This is a genomic window from Pseudomonas wayambapalatensis, from assembly GCF_049942315.1.
GTDB classification, from domain to species: Bacteria; Pseudomonadota; Gammaproteobacteria; order Pseudomonadales; family Pseudomonadaceae; genus Aquipseudomonas; species Aquipseudomonas wayambapalatensis.
The window spans coordinates 38,815-62,171 of sequence record NZ_JBNFMU010000169.1 but is presented as its reverse complement, the minus strand read 5'-3'; the positions used below and the strand labels follow the sequence as shown (position 1 = coordinate 62,171).

The following is a 23,357-nucleotide window of genomic DNA, read 5'->3' as shown; positions in this document are numbered from 1 at the left end:
GGACTTTCTATGTTTACCGGCAGCGTCCAAAGTCTAGACGAGCCTGGCAGGGTGCAATTTTGCCCCCGCTCCGCTAGCATTAGCGATCTTCCGCTCGATCAGGCTGCGATGGTTTTTTGATGAGTTATCAGGTTCTTGCACGTAAATGGCGCCCGCGCTCGTTCCGCGAGATGGTAGGCCAGACCCATGTGCTCAAGGCATTGATCAACGCTCTGGACAACCAGCGGCTGCATCACGCCTACCTGTTCACCGGCACCCGCGGGGTCGGCAAGACCACCATCGCGCGGATCATCGCCAAGTGCCTGAACTGCGAGACCGGTATCACCTCCACACCTTGCGGCACCTGTTCGGTATGCCGGGAAATCGACGAAGGCCGCTTCGTCGACCTGATCGAGATCGACGCCGCCAGCCGCACCAAGGTCGAGGACACCCGTGAACTGCTCGACAACGTGCAGTACGCGCCCAGCCGCGGACGCTTCAAGGTCTACCTGATCGACGAAGTGCACATGCTTTCCACCCACTCCTTCAACGCCTTGCTCAAGACGCTGGAAGAGCCGCCACCGTACGTCAAATTCATTCTCGCCACCACCGATCCGCAGAAGTTGCCGGCCACCATTCTTTCGCGCTGCCTGCAGTTCTCGCTGAAGAACATGAGCCCGGAGCGGGTAGTCGAGCACCTCACGCACGTGCTCGGTGCCGAGAACGTGCCGTTCGAGGAAGATGCCCTGTGGCTGCTTGGCCGCGCCGCCGACGGCTCGATGCGTGATGCCATGAGCCTGACCGACCAGGCCATCGCCTTCGGCGAGGGTAAGGTACTGGCCGCCGATGTGCGGGCGATGCTCGGCACGCTCGATCATGGCCAGGTGTACGGCGTGCTGCAGGCCTTGCTCGAAGGTGATGCCCGGGCGCTGCTCGAGGCGGTGCGCGCCTTGGCCGAGCAGGGGCCTGACTGGAACGGCGTATTGTCCGAGATGCTCAACGTGCTGCACCGGGTCGCCATCGCCCAGGCGTTGCCCGAAGCGGTGGACAACGGCCAGGGCGATCGCGACAAGGTGCTGGCCCTGGCGGGCGCGTTGCCGGCCGAGGATGTGCAGTTCTACTACCAGATGGGCCTGATCGGTCGGCGCGACCTGCCGCTGGCGCCGGATCCGCGCGGTGGCTTCGAGATGGTTTTGCTGCGTATGCTCGCGTTCCGTCCGGCCGATACCGATGACGCGCCGAAACCTGCGCTAAAGCCGGTGGGGATCAGCCAGGCCACAGCTGATCCAGCCAGACCGGTGGCAACTGCGGCCGTGGTTGCCGAGCCTTCCGTGGTTGCCGCTGCGCCTGAGCCTGTTGCGCCGCCCGCACCAGTGGTCGAGGAAGCGCCCGCCGCCGAGCCGGTCGCTGCTGTTGCGCCCGCTGTGGCGCCGGAACCGGCCCCTGCGATCGAACCTGAACCCGAGCCCGAGCCCGAGCCCGAGCCAGCCGTTGCGCCGCCAGAGGCAGTGGTCGACCTGCCATGGGAAGAACCTTCCCCGCCCGTCGCAGCCCCGGCGCCGGTCACCCCGGCCGTTGTCGCGCAGCCTGCTGGCGAGCAACCGGACTACGACGAGCCGCCCTTCGATCCGTCGGCCTATGCGTCGGTCGGCATGGAGCGCGACGACGACGGCCCGGATGACGACTATTACGCACCGCAAGCCGATCCGGCAGGTTTCAGCTACCTGGACGAGCTCGCCGAGCATATCCAGGAAGACGCCCCTGCGGCGGCGCCCGAGCCTCTGCCCGCGGCGCAACCGGCCACGGGCCTGGCCTTGCAATGGCTGGAATTATTCCCACAGTTGCCTGTCTCCGGTATGACAGGCAACATCGCCGCGAACTGTACGCTGATCAGCGCCGATGGCGATGACTGGCTGCTGCACCTGGACCCAGGCCAGGGTGCGTTGTTCAACAGCACCCAGCAACGCCGGCTCAACGAGGCGCTCAACCAGCATCTGGGGCGTACGCTGCGCCTGCAGATCGAGCTGGTTCGCCCCGAGCAGGAAACCCCGGCCCAGGCCGCCGCGCGCAAGCGCGCCGAGCGCCAGCACGATGCGGAGCTGTCGATCGAGCAGGACCCGCTCATCCAGCAGATGATCAAGCAGTTCGGCGCCCGGGTGCGGCACGATACAATCGAACCTGTAGACGCGGCCCTGGCAAACCCTGGGCAGTGAAGCGAACCCCTTGCGCCCGGCCTCGTGCCGGCCGCACATACGACCCAATCGAGGATTCTCCCATGATGAAAGGTGGCATGGCCGGCCTGATGAAGCAGGCTCAGCAGATGCAGGAAAAAATGGCCAAGATGCAGGAAGAGTTGGCCAACGCAGAAGTCACCGGCCAGTCCGGTGCAGGTCTGGTCAGCGTGGTGATGACCGGTCGTCACGACGTCAAGCGCGTCAACATCGACGCCAGCCTGATGACCACCGATCCGGACGACAAGGAAGTCCTCGAGGACCTGATCGCCGCCGCACTCAACGACGCCGTGCGCAAGGTCGAGCAGAACAGCCAGGACAAGATGGGCAGCATGACCGCCGGCATGCAACTGCCGCCTGGTTTCAAGATGCCGTTCTGATCGACGGTTTGCAGCACATGGGGAGCACGATCGGCTGATCGCTGCTCCCTTCTTCATTCTGTACCACTGACAGGCCTGCCTACATGAGCTTCAGCCCCCTGATCCGCCAACTGATCGATGCCCTGCGTGTGCTCCCGGGTGTCGGCCAGAAAACCGCCCAGCGCATGGCCCTGCAGTTGCTCGAGCGCGACCGCAGCGGCGGCACGCGCCTGGCCCAGGCCCTGAGCCAGGCCATGGAAGGTGTTGGCCATTGCCGCCAGTGCCGCACCCTGACCGAGCAGGAATTGTGCCCGCAGTGCGCCGATCCTCGCCGCGATGACACCCAGCTGTGCGTGGTTGAGGGGCCGATGGATGTGTATGCGGTAGAGCAGACCGGCTACCGTGGTCGTTACTTCGTGCTCAAGGGGCACCTATCGCCGCTCGACGGCCTGGGCCCTGAGGCGATTGGAATTCCGCAACTGATGGCGCGGATCGAGGAGCAGGGCACCTTCAGCGAGGTGATCCTGGCGACCAACCCCACGGTGGAAGGCGAGGCGACGGCGCATTACATCGCCCAGTTGCTGGCCGAGAAGGGCCTGACTGCCTCGCGGATCGCCCATGGCGTGCCGCTGGGCGGAGAGCTGGAGCTGGTGGACGGTGGCACGCTTGCGCATGCCTTTGCCGGGCGCCGTCCTATCTCGCTGTAAGTGTTGGGGCGCAGCGCGCCCCAAGCCAGTTACTTGTTGGTGTAGATCTGGTCGAACACGCCACCGTCGTTGAAGTGGGTCTTCTGTACGGTGCGCCAGTCACCAAAGGTCTTCTCCACCGAGAGGAAGTCGACTTTCGGGAAGCGGTCGGTGTATTTGGCCAGGACCGTGGCATCACGCGGGCGCAGATAGTTCTGTGCGGCGATTTCCTGGGCTGCCGGCGACCACAGGTACTTGAGGTATTCCTCGGCCACCGCGCGGGTCTGCTTCTTCTCGACGACTTTGTCGACCACGCTCACCGGCGGCTCGGCTTCCGCCGACACGCTTGGGTAGACCACCTCGAACTGATCACGACCGAACTCGCGGGCGATCATCTCGGCTTCGTTCTCGAAGGTGACCAGCACGTCGCCGATCTGGTTGGTCATGAAGGTCGTTGTGGCAGCGCGGCCGCCAGTGTCGAGCACCGGTGCCTGCTTGAACAGCTTGCCGACGAAATCGCGGGCCTTGGCTTCGTCGCCGCCTTGCTTGAGGACGTAGCCCCAGGCCGAGAGGTAGGTGTAGCGGCCGTTACCCGAGGTCTTGGGGTTGGGCACGATCACCTGTACACCATCCTTGAGCAGGTCCGGCCAGTCTTTCAGCGCCTTCGGGTTGCCCTTGCGCACGATGAACACGGTGGCCGAGGTGAACGGGGCGCTGTTGTTCGGCAGGCGGGTAACCCAGTTGTCCGGCACCAGCTTGCCGTTGTCGACCAGGGCATTGATGTCAGTGGCCATGTTCATGGTGATGACATCGGCCGGCAGGCCGTCGATCACCGCCCGCGCCTGTTTGCTCGAACCGCCGAAGGACATCTGCACATTGACCTTCTCCTTGTGCTCTTCTTCCCAGTGCTTCTGGAACGCCGGGTTGTAGTCCTTGTAGAAGTCGCGCATCACGTCGTAGGAGACGTTCAGGAGGGTCGGCGCGGCCTGGGCCAGGTTGCCGAGAGCCAGGCCTGCGGCGAGCAGCGAGGCGCTGAAGAGTTTTTTCACAGGGGCGTTCCTTGTTGTGAGTGAAAGTTTGGCAATGTGCCAGCAACTATAACCTTTGGTTCTTGAGCCATTAAAGATCAAAACAGACTTTGCTTATGCCTGCTCGGTCACTGTCTTGGGGAACAACGCATTGCCACAGCGCGAACAGAATGCCGCCGTCGGCTCATGGGTTTTCTTGGCACAGGTCGGGCAATCGTGGCGCAGCTGTTCGCCGCGCATGGCGTTGGCCAGCTCGGCGGTGAAGATCCCGGTGGGCACTGCGATGATCGAGTAGCCGATGATCATCACCAGCGAGGACAGTACCTGGCCCAGCGGCGTCTTGGGCACGATGTCGCCGAAGCCGACCGTGGTCAGGGTGACGATGGCCCAGTAGATGCCCTTGGGAATGCTGGTAAAGCCGTGCTCGGGCCCTTCGATCACGTACATCAGCGTGCCGAACACGGTCACCAGGGTCGAAACGCTGACCAGGAACACGATGATCTTCTGTTTGCTGCCGCGCAACGCCTCGAGCAGATAGTGCGCCTGCTTGAGGTAGGGGCTGAGCTTGAGCACGCGGAAGATCCGCAGCATGCGGATCACCCGAATGATCAGCAGGTACTGGGCGTCGCTGTAGTACAGGGCGATGATCCCCGGCACGATGGCCAGCAGGTCGACCAGGCCGTAGAAGCTGAACGCGTAGCGCAGCGGCTTGGGCGAGCAGTACAGGCGGGTGAGGTACTCGGCGAGGAAGATCGCCGTGAAGCCCCACTCGATGCCGGCCAGCAGGCCGGAATAATTGCGGTGCACATCGTCGATGCTGTCGAGGATGACGGTGACCAGGCTGGCCAGGATGATCAGCAGAAGGATCTTGTCGAAGCGTCTTCCAGCGACGGTGTCGGTCTGGAAGACGATCACATAGAGCCGCTCACGCAGGCTCGCAGGGGTGTTCATGGGCTCGTTCCGTTATGCGTTGCGGGTGAGCCTAGGGCCTGCTTCTCAGCCGTGCAAGCGCTGCGCGCTGCGCCGCCGCCCCTGTTGCACAAGGTGGCTGCCCAGGTGCATCAGCCAGCAGGCGATGACGAACGGGGCGGTGAGCGCCGGCAGCGGCCACAGGCTGGACAACGCTTGCAGCAACAGCGCCAAGGCGATGGCCAGCAGGGGGATCCAGGGGCGCTCGCCCTGGCGGCTGAACGCCAGGGCGGCCAGCGCCGCATTGAAGCCATACAGCCCCATCCAGGCCACCGCAGGTTGGTCGGCCAGCAATGCCGCACCGCCGCCGATGGTCGAGCCGAGCAGGGCCCAGAGCGCCGCATAGGGGTTGGCGACCAGCATCCCTAACACGATCAGCAGGCCTGCCAGGGGCTCGTCCAGCAGGAATATCTGGCCCAGGCCGCGCAATACGCCGTGCAACGGGTCGGGCGCGGCCTGCGGGCTGGCCAAGGGTTCGGCCGCCAGCAGGATGATCCAGCCGAGCAGCACGAAGGGCGCGGTGTAGGCGACCAGCAAGGTGCCGCCGCGCTTGCGCCACTGGTGGGTGAGGATGCTCGACAGGCCACCGGCGGCGAGGATCAGTGGCGGCAGGATCGCTGACCAGGGCAGCACCGCGCAGATCAGCACGCCGATCAGCACGCCGTTGTAGCAATACAATCCGGCCTGGCGGTCGGCGCGTTCATAGCCGCGCCGTTGCGCGGTCAGCAGGCCGGCCAGTGCGCCGAGCAGCGCGCCGCCGACCAGGTCGGGCGCAGTGAGGAGGATGGCCAGCAGGCAGCACAGGCCGCACAAGGGACTGCGCAGCAGCAGCACCTGGCTGAAGCCATTGAGCAGTGCCGTGGCCCAGTCTGGGCACGGGTTGACGAAATTCTTGGTGTACATGGGCAGTCGGCAAGGTGAGTGAAAGGCGCTGGGCCTCTTCGGGCCTCGGTTGTGCGCCATCGGATTGTTTTTTGTAGGAGCGGGCTCGCCCGCGAATACGGGCGCAGCCCGTGCCATTCACCGCTGTGCCCTTTTCGCGGGCAAGTCGCAGCGGCGAACCGCCGCTCCTACAAAAGTGCAGAGCCGGTCTTCAGATCAAAGTCTCGATCCGCAGGGTATTGGTGCTCCCCGGCTGGCCGAATGGCACCCCAGCGGTAATCAGCAGGGTGTCGCCGCGGCTGGCCATACCTTGCGCCTGGGCGATCTCCAGTGCAGTCGAGCAGATCTCATCGACCTGGCGCAGACGGTCGTTGACCACCGAATGCACACCCCAGGTGACGCTGAGTCGGCGCGCGGTCTTGAGGTTCGGCGTCAGGTTGAGGATGGGCGCACGCGGTCGCTCGCGGGCAGCGCGCAGGGTCGAGGCCCCTGACTCGCTGTAGTTGACCAGCACCGCCACCGGCAGGATGCCGCTGATGCGCCGAATCGCGCAGCTGATGGCATCCGAAACCGTGGCCTCGGCCTTGGGGCGGCCGACGTCGAGCTGCGCCTGGTAGTCCGGGCCGTTCTCCACCTGGCGGATGATCTTGCTCATCATCTGCACCGCTTCCAGTGGATAGTCGCCGGAGGCGGTTTCGGCCGACAGCATCACCGCGTCGGCGCCTTCGGCCACGGCATTGGCCACGTCGGTGACCTCGGCGCGGGTCGGTGCAGGCGAGAAACGCATCGATTCGAGCATCTGCGTCGCTACCACCACCGGCTTGCCCAGTTGGCGGCAGGTATTGATGATGCGCTTCTGGATCTGCGGCACGCTCTCGGCCGGCACTTCCACGCCCAGGTCGCCCCGGGCGACCATGATCGCGTCAGACAGCTCGGCGATGGCCTGCAGTTGCTCGACCGCCGAGGGCTTCTCGACCTTGGCCATCAGGTAGGCACGTTCGCCGATCAACTGGCGCGCCTCGACGATGTCTTCGGGGCGCTGGACGAACGACAGCGCCACCCAGTCCACGCCCAGTTCCAGGCCGAAGGCCAGGTCGCGGCGGTCTTTCTCGGTGAGCGGCGAGAGGTCCAGCACCGCCTGGGGGACGTTGACGCCCTTGCGGTCGGACAGCTCGCCGCCAGCCAGCACTTCGGTGTCGATGGCGTCGGCGTGCTTGGCGGTGACCCGCAGGCGCAGCTTGCCATCGTCGAGCAGCAGGTCCATGCCGGGCTCCAGCGCGGCGATGATTTCCGGGTGGGGCAGGTTGACCCGGCGGCTGTCGCCCGGGGCCTTGTCCAGGTCCAGGCGCAGGGCCTGGCCACGCTGCAACTGCACCTTGCCTTCGGCGAAGCGGCCGACACGCAGTTTCGGCCCCTGCAGGTCCATGAGGATGCCCAGCGGGTAGTTCAGTTGCTGCTCGACCTCGCGGATCCACTGGTAGCGCAGGGCGTGGTCGGCGTGTTCGCCGTGGCTGAAGTTGAGGCGGAAGATATTCACCCCGGCCTCGACCAGTTGGCGGATGTCATCGATGCCGTTGATCGCCGGCCCCAGGGTGGCGAGGATTTTCACTTTTTTATCGGGCGTCATGATTGCGAGGTCTCGAGGATCAGGATGGCGCGGAAGTCGTTGACGTTGGTGCGGGTCGGCTCGGTGACGATCAACGCATCGAGCGCAGCGAAGTAGCCATAGCCGTTGTTGTTGTCCAGCTCATCGCTGGCCGACAGGCCCAGGGCCTGTGCGCGGCCGAAGCTGTCCGGGGTCATCAGGGCGCCGGCGTTTTCTTCGGAGCCGTCGATGCCGTCGGTGTCGCAGGCCAGTGCGTACACGCCAGGCAGGCCCTTGAGGCTTTCGGTGAGGCTGAGCAGGAATTCGGCGTTGCGCCCGCCACGGCCATTGCCGCGCACGGTGACGGTGGTCTCGCCGCCGGACAGGATCACGCAGGGGGCCTTCAGCGGCTGGCCATGCAGGACGATCTGCCGGGTGATACCGGCGTGCACCTTGGCCACTTCGCGCGATTCACCTTCCAGATCCCCCAGGATCAGTGGGCTGAAACCGGCCTGGCGGGCTTTCACTGCGGCAGCCTCGAGTGATTGCTGGGGTTTGGCGATCAGTGTGAAGTGGCTGCGCGCCAGGGCTGGGTCATCGGCCTTGACGGTTTCCGATGCCGGGTTGTTCAGCCAGTCGATGACCGCTTTGGGCGCCTCGATGTCGTAGCGCTTGAGGATCGCCAGGGCATCGGCCGAGGTGCTGGGGTCGGCCACGGTGGGGCCGGAGGCGATGACGGTGGCCAGATCGCCCGGTACGTCGGAAATGGCGTAGGTATAGACGGTGGCGGGCCAGCAGGCCTTGGCCAGGCGTCCGCCCTTGATCGCCGAGAGGTGCTTGCGCACGCAGTTCATCTCGCCGATGGTGGCGCCGGACTTGAGCAGCGCCTTGTTGATCTGCTGCTTGTCGGCCAGCGTGAGGCCGTCGGCAGGCAGTGCCAGCAGGGCCGAGCCGCCGCCGGAGAGCAGGAAGATGACGCGGTCGTCTTCATCGAGGTTGCTGACCAGTTGCAGCACGCGTTTGGCGACCGCAAGGCCGGCGGCGTCGGGGACCGGGTGAGCGGCTTCGACCACCTCGATCTTCTGGCAATTGGCGCCATGGCCATAGCGGGTCACGACCAGGCCGGAGACTTCGCCCTGCCAGCTCTTCTCGACCACTTCAGCCATGGCGGCGGCGGCCTTGCCGGCACCGATGACGATGACCCGGCCGCTGCGGTCGGCGGGCAGGTGAGGTTCGAGGACCTGACGGGGGTGGGCGGCGGCGATGGCTGTGTCGAACAGCTCGCGCAGGAGTTTCTGTGGATCGACCGACATGGCAGGCTCCCAAAATTCTTGTTGTTCTGCGAAATCGAAAACGCCCCTGGAACTGCCTCCGTGCAGGCCGAACCAGGGGCGGGTGTTGCTCGGGGTCACCGCTGGGCCTGTGGTCGCAGGTTCAGCTGTGTTGGCTTCTTCGCGGGCAAGCCCGCTCCTACAGGGTTAGCGCACTCCTCAGGGGCGAAGAGCCGGTAAGGCTTACAAATTACTGATCGTCACGAATCGAGAAGTTGGCCATGTGCTCCAGCCCCTTGATCAGCGCCGAGTGGTCCCAGTTGCTGCCACCCAGTGCTGCACAGGTGTTGAATACCTGCTGCGCATTGGAGGTGTTGGGCAGGTTGATACCCAGCTCCTTGGCGCCCTGCAGCGCCAGGTTGAGGTCTTTCTGGTGCAGGCTGATACGGAAGCCCGGGTCGAAGGTGCCCTTGATCATGCGTTCGGCGTGCACTTCGAGAATCTTCGAGGAGGCGAAACCGCCCATCAGCGCCTCACGCACCTTGGCCGGGTCTGCGCCGTTCTTGGCGGCGAACAGCAGCGCTTCGCTGACGGCCTGGATGTTCAGGGCGACGATGATCTGGTTGGCCACCTTGGCGGTCTGGCCATCGCCATTGCCACCGACGCGCGTGATGTTCTTGCCCATGGCTTCGAACAGCGGCAGGGCGCGCTCGAAGGCTTTCGGGCAGCCGCCGACCATGATGCTCAGGGTTGCGGCCTTGGCGCCGACTTCACCGCCGGACACCGGGGCGTCCAGGTAGGCGGCGCCGGTGGCCTTGATTTTCTCGGCGAAGGCCTTGGTGGCGGTGGGGGAGATCGAGCTCATGTCGATCACCACCTTGTTCGGGCCGACACCTTCACCGACGCCATTCTCACCGAACAGCACGCTCTCGACCTGCGGGGTGTCGGGCACCATCACGATGATGAACTCGGCTTCCTGCGCCACCTCTTTAGGGTTGGCCAGGGCCACGGCGCCTGCGGCGATCAGGTCGGCGGGGGCGGCATCGTGGTGGGTGGAAACGAACAGGCTGTGACCTGCCTTTTGCAGGTTCTGGGCCATGGGCTTGCCCATGATGCCGGTGCCGATGAAACCGATTTTAGCCATGAGAATGTGCCTCTCTTGTTATAGGACGCGCGGATCCTGTGGGAGCGGGCTTGTCCCGCGATGGCGGTGGTGGGCTCACCGCCGCTATCGCGGGACAAGCCCTACTCCCCCAGGGAGCGACTGTGTTCGTTAGATCGCGTTATGGGTTTTCAGCCAGGCGAGCCCGGCCTCGGTGGTGGTCTTGGGCTTGTACTCCGCGCCCACCCAGCCCTGGTAGCCGATGCGGTCCAGGTGCTCGAACAGGAAGCGGTAGTTGATCTCGCCAGTGCCTGGCTCGTGACGACCAGGGTTGTCGGCGAGCTGGATGTGATTGATCTGCTTGAGGTGGGTTTCCATGGTCCGGGCCAGGTCACCTTCCATGATCTGCATGTGATAGATGTCGTACTGCAGGAACAGGTTGGCACTGCCCACCTCGGCCTGGATCTCCAGGGCCTGGGCGGTGGTGTTCAGGTAGAAACCGGGGATGTCGCGAGTGTTGATCATTTCCATGACCAGGCGGATCCCGGCGGCTTCGAGCTTGTCGGCGGCGTACTTGAGATTGTCGACGAAGGTCTTGCGCACATCGGCGCACTGCAGGCCTTGCGGACGGATACCGGCCAGGGCATTGACCTGTTTGTTGCCCAGCACCTTGGCGTATTCGATGGCCTTGTCGACGCCGGCGCGGAACTCTTCGACGCGGTCGGGGTGGCAGGTGATGCCGCGTTCACCTTTGGCCCAGTCGCCTGCAGGCAGATTGAAGAGCACCTGGGTGAGGCCGTGGGCATCGAGCTGCTGTTTGATCTCGCTGGCGCTGAAATCGTACGGGAAGAGGTATTCGACACCGCTGAAGCCCGCGTCGGCGGCGGCCTTGAAGCGGGCCAGGAAATCCTGTTCGGTGAACAGCATGGACAGGTTGGCAGCGAAGCGAGGCATGGTTGTCTCCTTGCAGATGAAAGCCCCCGGCAGCCTGCGCGGGGGCGTCGGCAATCAGTCGAGCAGCGAGATGGCGGTCGGCGCGTCGTTGCCGACCAGTGCGAGGTCTTCGAACTCGTTGACCGCGTTGATCTCGGTACCCATGGAAATGTTGGTGACGCGCTCGAGAATCACCTCGACCACCACTGGCACGCGGAACTCTTCGGCCATTTTCTGCGCCTTGAGCAGGGCAGGGGCGATCTCGCCCGGCTCGAACACGCGCAGCGCCTTGCAACCCAGGCCTTCGACCACGGCGACGTGATCCACGCCGTAGCTGCCGGCTTCGCTGGAGTTGATGTTCTCGAACGCCAGTTGTACACAGTAATCCATGTCGAAGCCACGCTGGGCCTGGCGGATCAGGCCGAGGTAGGCGTTGTTCACCAGCACATGGACGTAGGGCAGGTTGAACTGCGCACCGACCGCCAGTTCCTCGATCATGAACTGGAAGTCGTAGTCACCCGACAGCGCGACCACCTTGCGTTTCGGGTCGGCCTTGACCACGCCCAGCGCTGCCGGGATGGTCCAACCCAGCGGGCCGGCCTGGCCACAGTTGATCCAGTGGCGCGGCTTGTACACGTGCAGGAACTGCGCGCCGGCAATCTGCGACAGGCCGATGGTGCTGACGTAGCAGGTGTCCTTGCCGAATACCTGGTTCATCTCTTCGTACACGCGCTGCGGCTTGACCGGCACGTTGTCGAAGTGGGTCTTGCGCTGCAGGCTCGACTTGCGCTCCTGGCAGTCTTCCAGCCAGGCCTTGCGGCACTTGAGCTTGCCGGCGGCTTTCCATTCGCGGGCCACTTCCAGGAAGGCGTCCAGCGCGGCACCGGCGTCGGAGACGATGCCCAGGTCCGGGGTGAACACACGACCGATCTGGGTCGGTTCGATGTCGACGTGCACGAACTTGCGGCCTTCGGTGTAGACATCGACCGAGCCGGTGTGACGGTTGGCCCAGCGGTTGCCGATGCCGAACACCAGGTCGGACTTGAGCAGCGTGGCGTTGCCGTAGCGGTGCGAAGTCTGCAGGCCGACCATGCCGACCATCAGTTCGTGGTCGTCAGGGATGGTGCCCCAGCCCATCAGGGTCGGGATCACTGGCACGCCGGTCAGTTCAGCGAACTCGACCAGCTTGTCGCTGGCGTCGGCGTTGATGATGCCGCCACCTGCGACCAGCAGCGGACGTTCGGCGTCATTGAGCAGGGCCAGGGCTTTCTCGGCCTGGATGCGCGTGGCCGAAGGCTTGTGTACCGGCAGTGGCGCGTAGGCGTCGATGTCGAATTCGATCTCGGCCATCTGTACGTCAAACGGCAGGTCGATCAGTACTGGGCCTGGGCGGCCGGTGCGCATTTCGTAGAAGGCTTTCTGGAAGGCATAGGGCACCTGGCCCGGCTCCAGCACGGTGGTGGCCCACTTGGTCACCGGCTTGACGATGCTGGTGATGTCGACGGCCTGGAAGTCTTCCTTGTGCAGACGGGCGCGGGGGGCCTGGCCGGTGATGCACAGGATCGGGATGGAGTCGGCCGAGGCGCTGTACAGGCCGGTGACCATGTCGGTGCCGGCTGGCCCGGAGGTGCCGATGCACACACCGATGTTGCCCGGGTTGGCGCGGGTGTAGCCCTCGGCCATGTGCGAGGCACCTTCGACGTGGCGAGCGAGGACGTGATCGATGCCGCCGACTTTCTTCAGGGCCGAGTACAGCGGGTTGATGGCAGCCCCGGGAATGCCGAATGCCGTCTCTACGCCTTCACGGCGCATGACCAGAACGGCTGCATCGATTGCTCTCATTTTGCTCATGATTTGTGCCTCATCGATTTTGTAATTGTATACAACCTACTTTGCTCCAAAGTGTATTCACGCTCTGAGCTTCAGGTCAATGTATTTTCATCGGGTAGATTGGCTTTCGCTGGAAACCCCACAGAAAAGGCGCTCTATCTGATTGAGTACGATCGTTCAAAAATATTGTATACAAAAAATCTTTCTGTTGTGTTCTATTTGCTTATCGGTTTTCAACTGCCCCTCAGGGCTTCTCACAACAAGAAGAGGACCTTTCCATGAACGCAATGACGCTCAACGTCGCCAACACCTTGGTCGCCGCTGCCCTTGCCGCTGGGCGCAAGATCGACGCCGCACCGCTGACGGTGGCGGTGCTGGATGCCGGCGGCCATCTGCTGGCCTTGCAACGCGAGGACGGCGCCAGTCTGTTACGTCCGCAGGTGGCCATGGGCAAGGCCTGGGGGGCTGTGGCCCTGGGCAAGGGGTCACGCCTGCTGGCGCTGGATGCGCAGCAGCGACCGGCGTTTTTCGCGGCGTTGAACGGCTTGGGCGAGCGGTCGGTGGTGCCCGCGCCAGGTGGGGTGCTGATCCGGGATCAGGCGGGAAAAGTGCTGGGTGCGGTGGGGGTCAGCGGGGACACGTCGGACATCGACGAGCAGTGCGCAATCACTGCCATCGAGGCGCTGGGGCTTACGGCTGATGCTGGCGTGGCTGTCTGATACAGCGTTGGCCTGCGCTCCCGCCAGGGCCAGTCGGCCACGGGTGGGAGCGGTGTACGCCGACCGTCAGGCCGCCTCGGGCTCACACCCCTTGAGCACCAGGCGGATGATGGTTTCGGCGGCGGCGTCGTAATCGCTGTCGGCGAGCTTTGCCTTGCCGGTCACCACGGCAATCTGCCAATCGAAGTCGGCGTAGGTTTGCGTGGCCGCCCAGATGCTGAACATCAGGTGATGCGGATCGACCGGGGCGATCTGGCCGCGCTCGATCCAGCGCTGGATGCACTCGATGTTGTGTCGTGCCTGCTCGTTGAGCTGCTCGACCTGCCCAGGCGACAGGTGCGGGGCGCCGTGCATGATCTCGCTGGCGAACACCTTGGAGGCATGTGGCAGGTCGCGGGAGATGCGGATCTTCGAGCGGATGTAGCCGCTGAGCACCTCTTTGGGGTCGCCGTCGGCGTTGAACGGCGTGGACGCCTGCATGATCGGCGCGATGATGCTCTCGAGCACCTCGCGGTAGAGGTTTTCCTTCGACTTGAAGTAGTAGTAGACGTTCGGCTTGGGCAGCCCGGCCTTGGCAGCGATATCGCTGGTCTTGGTGGCGGCGAAGCCTTTGTCGGCGAATTCCTCGCTGGCCGCGCGCAGGATCAGTTCCTTGTTGCGCTCGCGAATCGTGCTCATGGTGTCTGAATCTTCCTGTGACTGGCCGCCTCTAATAGCGATCGGGCATGGTAGCACCGGCCCGGAGAACGGCTCAAGGCGACGGCATTGGGCTAGAATCGGTCCTTTGCAATCATTGGAAACACAACGACATGGCAGGAAGCAGCTTACTGGTGTTGATCGACGACATCGCCACGGTGCTGGACGATGTTTCGCTGATGACCAAGGTCGCGGCGAAGAAGACCGCAGGTGTGCTGGGCGATGACCTGGCGCTCAACGCCCAACAGGTCACCGGGGTACGGGCCGAACGGGAGATTCCGGTGGTCTGGGCGGTGGCCAAGGGTTCGCTGCTGAACAAGGCGATCCTGGTGCCGGCGGCCCTGCTCATCAGCGCTTTCATCCCCTGGGCGGTCACGCCGCTGCTGATGCTGGGGGGAGCCTACCTGTGCTTCGAGGGCTTCGAGAAGCTGGCGCACAAGTTCCTGCACAGCCAGGAGGAGGATCAGGCGCAGCACATGGCGCGCAAGGAAGCCGTGGCCGATGTGAATGTCGACCTGGTGGCCTTCGAGAAGGACAAGATCAAGGGCGCGGTGCGCACTGACTTCATCCTCTCCGCCGAAATCATCGCCATCACCCTCGGTACAGTGGCCGATGCGCCGCTGAGCCAGCAGATCATCGTGCTATCAGGCATCGCCGTGGTCATGACGCTGGGTGTGTACGGGCTGGTGGCCGGAATCGTCAAGCTCGATGACCTGGGGCTGTGGCTGACTCGCAATGGCTCGAGCCTGGCGCAAGCGGTCGGTAATGGCATCCTGCGTGCGGCCCCCTACATGATGAAGGGCCTGTCGGTGATCGGCACTGCGGCCATGTTCCTGGTCGGTGGCGGCATTCTCGTGCACGGCATCGCGCCGTTGCACCACGCCATCGAGGCCTTTGCCGACGGCCGTGGCGGGGCACTGACCGGAGCGTTGATCAATGGCGTGCTGGGGGTAGTGGCCGGGGCAGTGGTGCTGGCGGTGGTGAGCGTGGTTGGCAAGTTGTGGCGGGTGGTGCGGCCAGCAGCGTGATCGTCGGTGGGTCTGCTTCGCGGTTTTACCCGCGAAGCAGACCCACCGCTCAGATCAGAAGTGCACCTTGACCAGGAAGCTCATGGTGTTCTGGTCGGTGGTGAAGGCATCGCTGTCCTTGATCCCGTACTTGTCGCTCCAGTAGTCATACTCGATACCGACGTACAGTTGCTTCTCGCCCAGGTGCAAGGCCTTGCCCAGGTCATATTTGACCTGCGGGTTGAAGTGCAGGTTGGCGTGGTAGCTGCCACGGCTGTTCTCGTCGTTGTCCACCACCCAGTCCATGAAACCATCGATCAGCACATCCGATGAGCCCACGGGAATGGTGTAGGACCACACCGGAGTGATCTGCCAGACATGATCACCCGGACGGCTGCCATCGGTGGTGCGGTGGTAGAAGTTCAGCTGGAAATAGTCGAAGCCGGGAATCGCCAGGTCGAAGCCAGGGCCGATCAGGTAGGACTCGGTATCACCCTCGCCGAACTCGTAGGTCATGGCCAGCAGCACATCCTTGACCGGGCCGAACTCCAGCTTCTGGTCGAAGATCTTGCCGAACGACAGGCGTGGGCTGATCTCGCCGTAGTAGGTGTTCGGGCCGTTGTTGGCGTCCTTCTTGCCCTGGTAGAAGATCTTGTCGACGAAGATGAAGTTATCGCCGTACTTCCAGGCATCGGCGTGCTCGAAGGTGACGGTCTGCTGGGTCTCGGGGTTGACCTTGAAGTTCTTGCCCCAGAGGTAGGTCAGGCTGTTGGTCTGCCACTGCAGCAGGTCTTCGGCGAAGCTGGTGCCGCAGGCGAGCAGGCCGCCGGCGAGGATCAGGCTGTTGATGATGCGCATTGCGTGTGTCGCTCCCTTGATTGGATATTGCTGTCAGCGCTCGTGTCGGCGCCTTTCTTGTCTTTCGGGTCAGTTTTTTCGGGTTGGCCACAGCTCTCTGGCAAGTGCTGCGCCAACTTTCCGGGTTGGTCACAACCATCCTGCTCGACGTCGTTCTGAACGGATGAAAAGGGTGTTTCTGGCTGGCAAAACATCGACCAACCGCCCGAATTCATTGACTGAGCGGTCAGTAAACGCGGGCAGGATCCGGCCTGCCCTGAGCGAGGGGGCGCGCAGATTACTGGCTTGCGCGCCGGTCCTCAAGTGCTCCGTCCTGGAGCGCGGTGATACAAAATTGGGCGTTCGGTCAGGTTCTTAGAAATGCACCTTTACCAACGCACTGGCCACGCTCTGGTTGCTCTGTAGATTGCCGCGGCTGTCGATGCCGTACTTGTCCTTCCAATAGCTGTACTCGAAGCCCACATACAACTGCTTGGCGCCCAGGTTGAGGGCCTTGCCCAGGTCGTACTTGACCTGTGGGTTGAAGTGCAGGTTGGCGTGGTAGGTGCCGCGGCGGGTCTGGTCGTTGTCGGTCACCCAGTCCATGTAGCCGTCGATCAGAAGGTCGGAGCGGCCCAGGGGAATGGTGTACGACCAGCCGGGGGTGAACTGCCAGACGTTGTCGCCGGGGCGACTGCCCTCGGTGTTGCGCAGGTAGATGTTGAGGTAGAAATAGTTGAAGCCGGGGATGTCCAGGTCGAACCCTGGGCCGATCAGGTAGGCCGCGTTCAACCCTTCGCCACGCTCGTAGGTCATGGCCAGCAGCACGTCCTTGACCGGGCCGAAGGCCAGCTTGCGGTCGAGGATCTTGCCGAACGACAGGCGCGGGCTGAATTCACCGTAGTAGGTGTTCACACCTTTGCTGGCGTCGGTCTTGCCGTTGTAGAAGATCTTGTCGATGAACAGGAAGGTGTCACCGTACTTCCACTTGTTGGCGTGCTCGAAGGTGATGGTCTGCTGGATGTCCGGGTTGACCTTGAAATCCTTGCCGTAGAGGTAGGTCAGGCTTTCGCCGTGCCATTGCAGCCAGTCGCCCGCGAACGCGGGGAGGGTGGCCAGCAGGCTGCTGCCCAGCAGCAGGGACGAGGTGGTGCGCTTCATGTGCGAATTCCCGTGTTCTTGTTGTTGTTCGAGGTGTCTTCGGCGCGCAGGCGCCCCGGACGGCCCGCTCCCGTGGGCCGCCGGTACTGCGTTTCACTGCTTGGATGAGACGGGCGACCAGGGCGCCGCCCGCTGACTCAGTGCGGGTGACAGGCCTCGTTGTGGGCCGCGCGTTCGGCGCCCCCGAGGATGTTGAACAGCACGTTCAGCACCAGAGCGCTGAGCGTGGCCATGGCGATGCCGCTGTGGGTGATGGGCTCCATCCACTGCGGCATCTGCGCAAAGAACTCCGGACGCACCACAGGGATCAGACCGAAGCCCACGCTGACCGCGACCAGCAACTGATTGCGCCGGTCACTGATGTCGGCTTCCTGGAGGATCTTGATGCCGGTGGCGGTGACCATGCCGAACATGGCAATGGAGGCGCCGCCCAGTACCGCAGGCGGAATCGAGGCGATCAGGAAGGCCGCCTTGGGCAGCAGGCTGAGCAGGATCAGCAGGGCGCCGGCAACCACCGTGACATAGCGGCAGCGCACCCCGGTCATCTGCACCAGGCCGATGTTCTGGGCGAAGGAGGAGTGGGTGAAGGTATTGAAGAAACCGGCCACGAACGAGGCGCCGGCATCGCACAGCAGGCCGCGACGCAGCATGCCGGGTGTCACTTCGCGGTCGGTCACCTTGCCCAGGGCCAGGAACATGCCGGTGGACTCGACGAAGATGATCACCACCACCAGGCACATCGACAGGATCGGCGCGAGGCTGAAGGTCGGCATGCCGAAGTGCAGCGGTGTGACCACCTGCAGCCACGGCGCTTCGTTCAGGCCCGACAGGTCGACCATGCCGATGGAACCGGCCAGCACATAACCCAGGCCCATGCCCACCAGCACCGACACGTTGACCCAGAAGCCACGCATGAAGCGATTGATCAGCAGGATCACGGCCAGCACCAGGCCTGCGACCATCAGGTAGATCGGCGAGCCGAAGGTTTCCGCCTGCTGCCCGCCGCCAGCCCAGTTGACCGCGACCGGGAACAGCGACAAACCGATGGAGGTGATCACGGTGCCTGTGACCAATGGCGGGAAGAAGCGCACCACCTTGGACATGAACGGCGCGATCAGCATGCCGAAGAGCCCGGCAGCGATGGTCGCGCCGAAGATCCCCTGCAAGCCCACGCCGGGCATGCCGGCCATGGCCACCATGCTGCCGACGGCGGCGAAGCTTGCGCCCATCATCACCGGCATGCGGATGCCCACCGGGCCGATGCCGAACGACTGGATGATGGTGGCGACGCCGGCCACGAGCAGGTCGGCGTTGATCAGGAAAGCGACTTCTTCACGGGACAGCCCGGCGGCCTGGCCGATGATCAGCGGTACGGCGATGGCGCCGCCGTACATCAGCAGGACATGTTGCAGGCCCACCAGGATCAGTTGGAACAGGGGCAGGGGCTGTCGTGGCGGCGCAACGGGGATGTACGCCTTGGGTGACTCGGACATGCAGCACCTCGAGTTTTGTTTTTATTCTCGGATCCAAGCGGGCAGCTCCAGGCGGCAGGCGCTTCGGTTGAAGGACCTGGGGTTCCCGGATGGAGCCGCACGCTCGATGCTTGCTTGTTACGGTGTTTCATTGGAAGCGAGGCCGGCAGGACCGGCCTCTTCGCGGGCAAGCCCGCTCCCACAAACAGGCAGTGGGGTGTCAGTTGACCGGGGCGCCCTTGGCGATCCAGTCGCCGACCAGCTTGCGTTCCTCGACGGTCATCTGGGTGATGTTGCCCAGCGGCATGATCTGGCTGGCCACGGCCTGCGCCTGGATGCGTGCGGCCTGGGCCTGGATCTGCTGCGGGGTGTCGAACATCACGCCGCCCGGGGCGGTGCTGAACAATGGGCTGGTCGGTTTCGACGAGTGGCACACGGTGCAGCGTTCCTGGATGACGTTGTGGATCTTCTCGAAGTTGCCGGGCGCCGCCTGGGCCGTGGCCTGGGCCGGAGCTTCGGCAGGTGCCTGGGCAGCCTTGGCCGCTTCCTCGGCGCGTAGCTCGGCAGCGGTCTTACCGCCGACCGCGGTGGCTGGCAACGGCTGGTACTCGATCTTCGCGGCAGCCTGCTCGGGCGAGGTCGGCAGCGGCTTGGGACCGGTCACATAGGCCAGGCAGATCATCGCCAGGGCACCCACGGGCAGGGTCCAGGCGTACTTGTTGCTGTCGTGGCGGGTGTTGAAATAGTGACGGATCAGTACCGCAGCCACTGCGATCCCGGCCAGGATCAGCCAGTTGTACTGGCTGCCGTAGGTGCTCGGGAAGTGGTTGCTGATCATGATGAACAGCACCGGCAGGGTGAAGTAGTTGTTGTGTCGCGAGCGCAGCAGGCCCTTGGCCGGCAGTACCGGATCAGGGGTCTGGTTGTTCTCGATCGCCGCCACCAGCTGGCGCTGGGCCGGCATGATGATGCGGAACACGTTGCCGACCATGATGGTGCCGATGATCGCGCCGGTGTGCAGGTACGCGCCACGACCGCTGAACACCAGGCTGAAGCCCCAGCACGCGGCGATGATCAGCACGAACAGCACGGCGCCAAGCAGGGCAGGGCGCTTGCCCAGCGGTGAGTCGCAGAGGAAGTCGTAGACGAACCAGCCGACGATCAGCGAACCGATGCCGATGGCCACGCCTTCTGCGCCGCTCAGGGTGCTGCCCGGTGCCAGCAGGTACAGGGTTGGGTTCCAGTAGAACACCACGCACAGCAAGGCGATCCCGGACATCCAGGTGAAGTAGGCTTCCCATTTGAACCAGTGCAGGTTCTCGGGCATTTTCGGTGGTGCGAGCTTGTATTTCTCCAGGTGGTAGATACCACCGCCATGGATGGCCCAGAGGTCACCTGACAACCCATCGCGCGGGTTGCTTCGATTCAGGTGGTTCTCCAGCCAGACGAAGTAGAACGATGCACCGATCCAGGCCACGCCGGTGATCATGTGAACCCAGCGAATGCTCAGGTTCAGCCATTCGTGAAGGTGTGCTTCCACAGTATGTACCTCTGCCGATCACCGACGGGCCGAGACCCGGGATGACCGACCTTTTCTTATTGGTGGGGATTGAGGATCAACATCTGTTCCTCGGTGAAGTAATGCTCGTCGCAGTTGTTGCCGGAACCACTGCGATCAACCACCAGGAAGTCATCCCGCTTTTCGATCGTCAGCACCGGGTGGTGCCAGACGCCGCGATGGTAATTAACGCCCTGCCTGCCGTTGCTGCGGAAGGCTCGGACCAAACCTGATACAGGTGCATCGCCAACTGGCGCGACCACGATCAGAAAGGGGTTGCCGAGCAGCGGGATGAAAGCCTGGCTGCCCAGCGGATGGCGCTCCAGCATGCGTACGGTCAGCGGCATCTCCAGCGCGTCGGCGCGGAAGATGCTGATGATCGCCTTGTCTTCCGGCTCGGCGGTCTCGACCGTGGCGAGCTTGTGGAAGCGCATGGTCGAGCCGTTGTTGATCATGAAGTGGTCGCTGCCATCGGTTTCGATCACGTCACCGAACGGGGCGAAGGCTTCTTTGGTCAGGGGCTCGATCATCAGGGTACGCATGCGGTTATCTCTTCTGTATTCGTTATCGGTATGTAGGGCGGACCTCGTTCGGGCAGGCCCTGGGTGCGGTCGCGTCACGCACTCGGGCCAGTCCCGGGGTTGGTCCTCAAAGCTGCAGCAGGCGGAACAGGGCGATCAGGTTGATCTGCGCCAGGGCTTCCTTGAACTCGGCATCGATGTCGTTGTGGATGCGCTTTTCGAAGGAGGCCAGGATCTGGTGCCGGTTGCTGCCCTTGACCGCCATGATGAACGGAAACTGGAATTTTGCCTTGTAGGCGTCGTTGAGTTCGGTGAAACGTGCGAACTCTTCGGCAGTGCACTGGTGAATGCCGGCGCCGGCCTGTTCGTTGGTGCTCGATTCGGTCAGTTCGCCCTGCACCGCCGCCTTGCCGGCCAGGTCCGGGTGAGCGTTGATCAGCGCCAGTTGCTCGGCGTGGCTGGCGCTGAGCAGGATGTCGCTCATGCGCTGGTGCAGTACCTCGATCTCGTCCAGCTCGCTCAGGTTGCCCAGTGCGTAGGCTTTTTCGGCGACCCACGGCGAGTGCTCGTAGATGTCGGCGAAGGCCGCGACGAAGGCGTCGCGGTCAAGGGCCGAGGGCTTGAGGGTATTGAAAGCGGTCATCAGGCGTTCTCTTTCTTGTACGGATGGGTGGCGTGCCAATGGCGGGCGATATCCACGCGACGGGCGAACCAGACCTGCTCGTGGCTCTTGGCGTATTCGACGAAGCGCTTGAGCGCGGCCAGGCGCGCGGGGCGACCGACCAGGCGGCAGTGCAGGCCGATGGAGAGCATCTTCGGCGCTTCGGCGCCTTCTTCGTAGAGCACGTCGAAGGCGTCCTTGAGGTACTGGAAGAACTGCTCGCCGCAGTTGAAACCCTGCACCTGGGTGAAGCGCATGTCATTGGTGTCCAGGGTGTAGGGGATCACCAGGTGCGGCTTGTCGGTGGGGTTGTTTGCTTCCCAGTAGGGCAGGTCGTCGTCGTAGGTGTCGCTGTCATAGAGGAAGCCACCTTCCTCCATCACCAGGCGCCGGGTGTTCGGGCCGGTGCGGCCGGTGTACCAGCCCAGCGGGCGCTCGCCGGTCAGCTCGGTGAGGATGCGGATGGCTTCGAGCATGTGCTCGCGCTCCTGCGCTTCGTCCATGTACTGGTAGTCGATCCAGCGGTAGCCGTGGCTGCAGATCTCATGGCCGGCCTCGACCATGGCGCGGATCACGTCCGGGTGGCGCTGGGCGGCCATGGCCACGGCAAAGATGGTCAGCGGTACGCCGGTGTCCTTGAACAGCTTGAGCAGGCGCCACACCCCGGCGCGGCTGCCGTATTCGTAGAGCGACTCCATGCTCATGTTGCGCACGCCCTGCAGCGGCTGGGCAGCCACCATTTCAGAGAGGAAGGCTTCGGACTCCTTGTCACCGTGCAGGATGTTGCGCTCGCCACCTTCTTCGTAGTTGAGCACGAAAGACAGGGCAATGCGGGCGTTGCCCGGCCATTGCGGGTGAGGTGGGTTGTTGCCGTAACCGATCAGGTCGCGAGGGTAGTCAGCGCTCACTGCAGTCTTCCTTATGTTCGTAGGTGCGGGTGGTGGGCGGACCGCGGCGGGTTGTCGCACGCACCGGATGGGGTGATTGTATACAACTTATTTGTCCATTTGTAAGCCCGTTTTTCCGCATTTCTTCCCACTTGTCGCCTCAACCCCAGGCTGGAAAAGCACTGCAAGAAACCTGCCTGATCGGTCAGATAATATCTCGGCCTGCTGCACAGGCCCTGTATTTGCGACTGATGTCCATGCTCGGAAGGCCTGCCATGAGCGGTGCGCAGGGAAGTTCAAAAAATTGTGTACAATCTGAATCGAAAGTGTCTTAATGAGCCCATTCCGGCATTTCGTCAGCCTCGTGTTGGTGCATGCCGTGTATTTTCTGCCCATGCAAACGACAAGAGGCGACAAGCAAATGGGACGTTTGACCACACACGTACTGGATGCCGCTCACGGCTGCCCGGGCAGCTCGATCAAGGTCGAGCTGTACCGTGTCGAAGGCCAGCAACTGGAGCTGGTGAACAGTGCACTGACCAACAGCGATGGCCGCGTCGATGCGCCTTTGTTGCAGGGCGATGACTACCGTACCGGTGTCTACCAGTTGCAGTTCGGTGCCGGGGACTACTACCGGGCCAAGGGTGTTGCACTGCCTGACCAGGCGTTTCTCGATGTCGTGGTGCTGCGCTTCGGCATCGATGAAGGGCAGGAGCACTACCACGTGCCGCTGCTGATCTCGCCGTACAGTTATTCGACCTATCGCGGGAGCTAGTTGGTCGCTAGAAGAATCTTCGTAGGTCCTTGCCCGCTATCACACTGGCGGGCTTTTTTCATTCTGTAGCAATTGTCCGAAACCCCGCCCGATCCCCCAGTCCCGCATCCCTTCGTTATTCCAGGCACGAAAACGTATCAGCGTTCGTCGCAAAGCACTGAGTGGCGCATTGATGGCGTGGTTCTGCTCTTGTATCCTGCGCACCCTT

General features: G+C 63.4%; 22 protein-coding genes. 6 read left to right on the top strand and 16 right to left on the bottom strand.

What is annotated here, in order from left to right; all coding sequences use genetic code 11:
* Positions 1-119 precede the first annotated feature (119 nt).
* The 3 genes from dnaX (at position 120) to recR (ending at position 3,276) form a co-directional block, all read left to right on the top strand.
* A complete protein-coding gene (gene dnaX, locus ACPZMI_RS11405; protein WP_426352250.1) occupies positions 120-2,192 on the top strand; it encodes a DNA polymerase III subunit gamma/tau in 2,073 nt (690 codons plus the stop codon).
* Between the two features lie 62 nt (positions 2,193-2,254).
* Positions 2,255-2,590, top strand: a complete 336-nt coding sequence (locus ACPZMI_RS11400; RefSeq protein WP_186666736.1) for a YbaB/EbfC family nucleoid-associated protein — start codon at positions 2,255-2,257, stop codon at positions 2,588-2,590.
* An 83-nt stretch (positions 2,591-2,673) separates the two neighbouring features.
* Positions 2,674-3,276, top strand: coding sequence for a recombination mediator RecR (gene recR / locus ACPZMI_RS11395; RefSeq protein WP_054893641.1), 603 nt, complete (start codon positions 2,674-2,676; stop codon positions 3,274-3,276).
* A gap of 29 nt (positions 3,277-3,305) precedes the next feature.
* Here recR and ACPZMI_RS11390 read toward each other — a convergent pair whose 3' ends face one another.
* The 8 genes from ACPZMI_RS11390 to gcl all read right to left on the bottom strand — a co-directional run bounded on the left by ACPZMI_RS11390 (position 3,306) and on the right by gcl (position 12,876).
* Entirely contained in the window at positions 3,306-4,304 is a 999-nt protein-coding gene (locus tag ACPZMI_RS11390; RefSeq protein WP_054893642.1) for a sulfate ABC transporter substrate-binding protein, read from the bottom strand.
* 93 nt (positions 4,305-4,397) lie between these two features.
* The gene (locus ACPZMI_RS11385) at positions 4,398-5,234 is read right to left on the bottom strand and encodes an ion transporter (protein ID WP_186666735.1); all 837 of its coding nucleotides are present in this window, start codon (positions 5,232-5,234) and stop codon (positions 4,398-4,400) included.
* Positions 5,235-5,279: 45 nt separating this feature from the next.
* Positions 5,280-6,155 (bottom strand): urea transporter, encoded by an 876-nt coding sequence (locus ACPZMI_RS11380; protein WP_186709324.1) that lies wholly within the window; start codon positions 6,153-6,155, stop codon positions 5,280-5,282.
* A 190-nt stretch (positions 6,156-6,345) separates the two neighbouring features.
* A complete protein-coding gene (gene pyk / locus ACPZMI_RS11375; RefSeq protein ID WP_186666733.1) occupies positions 6,346-7,761 on the bottom strand; it encodes a pyruvate kinase in 1,416 nt (471 codons plus the stop codon).
* Positions 7,758-9,032, bottom strand: coding sequence for a glycerate kinase type-2 family protein (locus tag ACPZMI_RS11370; RefSeq protein WP_426352249.1), 1,275 nt, complete (start codon positions 9,030-9,032; stop codon positions 7,758-7,760). Before ACPZMI_RS11370 ends, pyk begins: the two co-directional genes overlap by 4 nt.
* A gap of 208 nt (positions 9,033-9,240) precedes the next feature.
* Positions 9,241-10,134 (bottom strand): 2-hydroxy-3-oxopropionate reductase, encoded by an 894-nt coding sequence (locus ACPZMI_RS11365; protein WP_186666731.1) that lies wholly within the window; start codon positions 10,132-10,134, stop codon positions 9,241-9,243.
* 129 nt (positions 10,135-10,263) lie between these two features.
* The gene (gene hyi, locus ACPZMI_RS11360) at positions 10,264-11,046 is read right to left on the bottom strand and encodes a hydroxypyruvate isomerase (RefSeq protein WP_186709326.1); all 783 of its coding nucleotides are present in this window, start codon (positions 11,044-11,046) and stop codon (positions 10,264-10,266) included.
* 54 nt (positions 11,047-11,100) lie between these two features.
* Positions 11,101-12,876 (bottom strand): glyoxylate carboligase, encoded by a 1,776-nt coding sequence (gcl, locus tag ACPZMI_RS11355; RefSeq protein WP_151924134.1) that lies wholly within the window; start codon positions 12,874-12,876, stop codon positions 11,101-11,103.
* A gap of 257 nt (positions 12,877-13,133) precedes the next feature.
* Here gcl and ACPZMI_RS11350 point away from each other — a divergent pair, with 257 nt between their 5' ends.
* Entirely contained in the window at positions 13,134-13,574 is a 441-nt protein-coding gene (locus ACPZMI_RS11350; RefSeq protein ID WP_186666729.1) for a GlcG/HbpS family heme-binding protein, read from the top strand.
* A 66-nt stretch (positions 13,575-13,640) separates the two neighbouring features.
* On the opposite strand, the gene ACPZMI_RS11345 is transcribed toward ACPZMI_RS11350, so the two are convergent.
* Complete coding sequence (locus tag ACPZMI_RS11345) at positions 13,641-14,252, bottom strand: TetR/AcrR family transcriptional regulator (protein ID WP_054893651.1); 612 nt, start codon at positions 14,250-14,252, stop codon at positions 13,641-13,643.
* A gap of 131 nt (positions 14,253-14,383) precedes the next feature.
* Between ACPZMI_RS11345 and ACPZMI_RS11340 the strand changes: the two genes are divergently transcribed.
* Positions 14,384-15,298, top strand: a complete 915-nt coding sequence (locus tag ACPZMI_RS11340; RefSeq protein WP_426352248.1) for a DUF808 domain-containing protein — start codon at positions 14,384-14,386, stop codon at positions 15,296-15,298.
* A 54-nt stretch (positions 15,299-15,352) separates the two neighbouring features.
* Here the strand turns inward: ACPZMI_RS11340 and ACPZMI_RS11335 are convergent, their stop codons facing one another.
* From ACPZMI_RS11335 to puuE, 7 genes are all read right to left on the bottom strand, one after another.
* On the bottom strand, positions 15,353-16,135 hold the full coding sequence (locus tag ACPZMI_RS11335) for an outer membrane protein OmpK (RefSeq protein WP_186666727.1): 783 nt from the start codon (positions 16,133-16,135) through the stop codon (positions 15,353-15,355).
* 354 nt (positions 16,136-16,489) lie between these two features.
* Positions 16,490-17,275 (bottom strand): outer membrane protein OmpK, encoded by a 786-nt coding sequence (locus tag ACPZMI_RS11330; protein ID WP_063543971.1) that lies wholly within the window; start codon positions 17,273-17,275, stop codon positions 16,490-16,492.
* Positions 17,276-17,412: 137 nt separating this feature from the next.
* A complete protein-coding gene (locus ACPZMI_RS11325; RefSeq protein WP_426352247.1) occupies positions 17,413-18,768 on the bottom strand; it encodes a nucleobase:cation symporter-2 family protein in 1,356 nt (451 codons plus the stop codon).
* A gap of 199 nt (positions 18,769-18,967) precedes the next feature.
* Positions 18,968-20,287: a urate hydroxylase PuuD gene (locus ACPZMI_RS11320; RefSeq protein ID WP_186666725.1), complete on the bottom strand. Its 1,320-nt coding sequence runs from the start codon at positions 20,285-20,287 to the stop codon at positions 18,968-18,970.
* A gap of 56 nt (positions 20,288-20,343) precedes the next feature.
* A complete protein-coding gene (locus ACPZMI_RS11315) occupies positions 20,344-20,847 on the bottom strand; it encodes an ureidoglycolate lyase (RefSeq protein WP_133331566.1) in 504 nt (167 codons plus the stop codon).
* 106 nt (positions 20,848-20,953) lie between these two features.
* Positions 20,954-21,469 (bottom strand): 2-oxo-4-hydroxy-4-carboxy-5-ureidoimidazoline decarboxylase, encoded by a 516-nt coding sequence (gene uraD / locus ACPZMI_RS11310; RefSeq protein ID WP_186709333.1) that lies wholly within the window; start codon positions 21,467-21,469, stop codon positions 20,954-20,956.
* Positions 21,469-22,395, bottom strand: coding sequence for an allantoinase PuuE (gene puuE, locus ACPZMI_RS11305; RefSeq protein WP_186666723.1), 927 nt, complete (start codon positions 22,393-22,395; stop codon positions 21,469-21,471). Before puuE ends, uraD begins: the two co-directional genes overlap by 1 nt.
* A gap of 400 nt (positions 22,396-22,795) precedes the next feature.
* Here puuE and uraH point away from each other — a divergent pair, with 400 nt between their 5' ends.
* On the top strand, positions 22,796-23,149 hold the full coding sequence (uraH, locus tag ACPZMI_RS11300; RefSeq protein ID WP_186666722.1) for a hydroxyisourate hydrolase: 354 nt from the start codon (positions 22,796-22,798) through the stop codon (positions 23,147-23,149).
* Positions 23,150-23,357 lie beyond the last annotated feature (208 nt).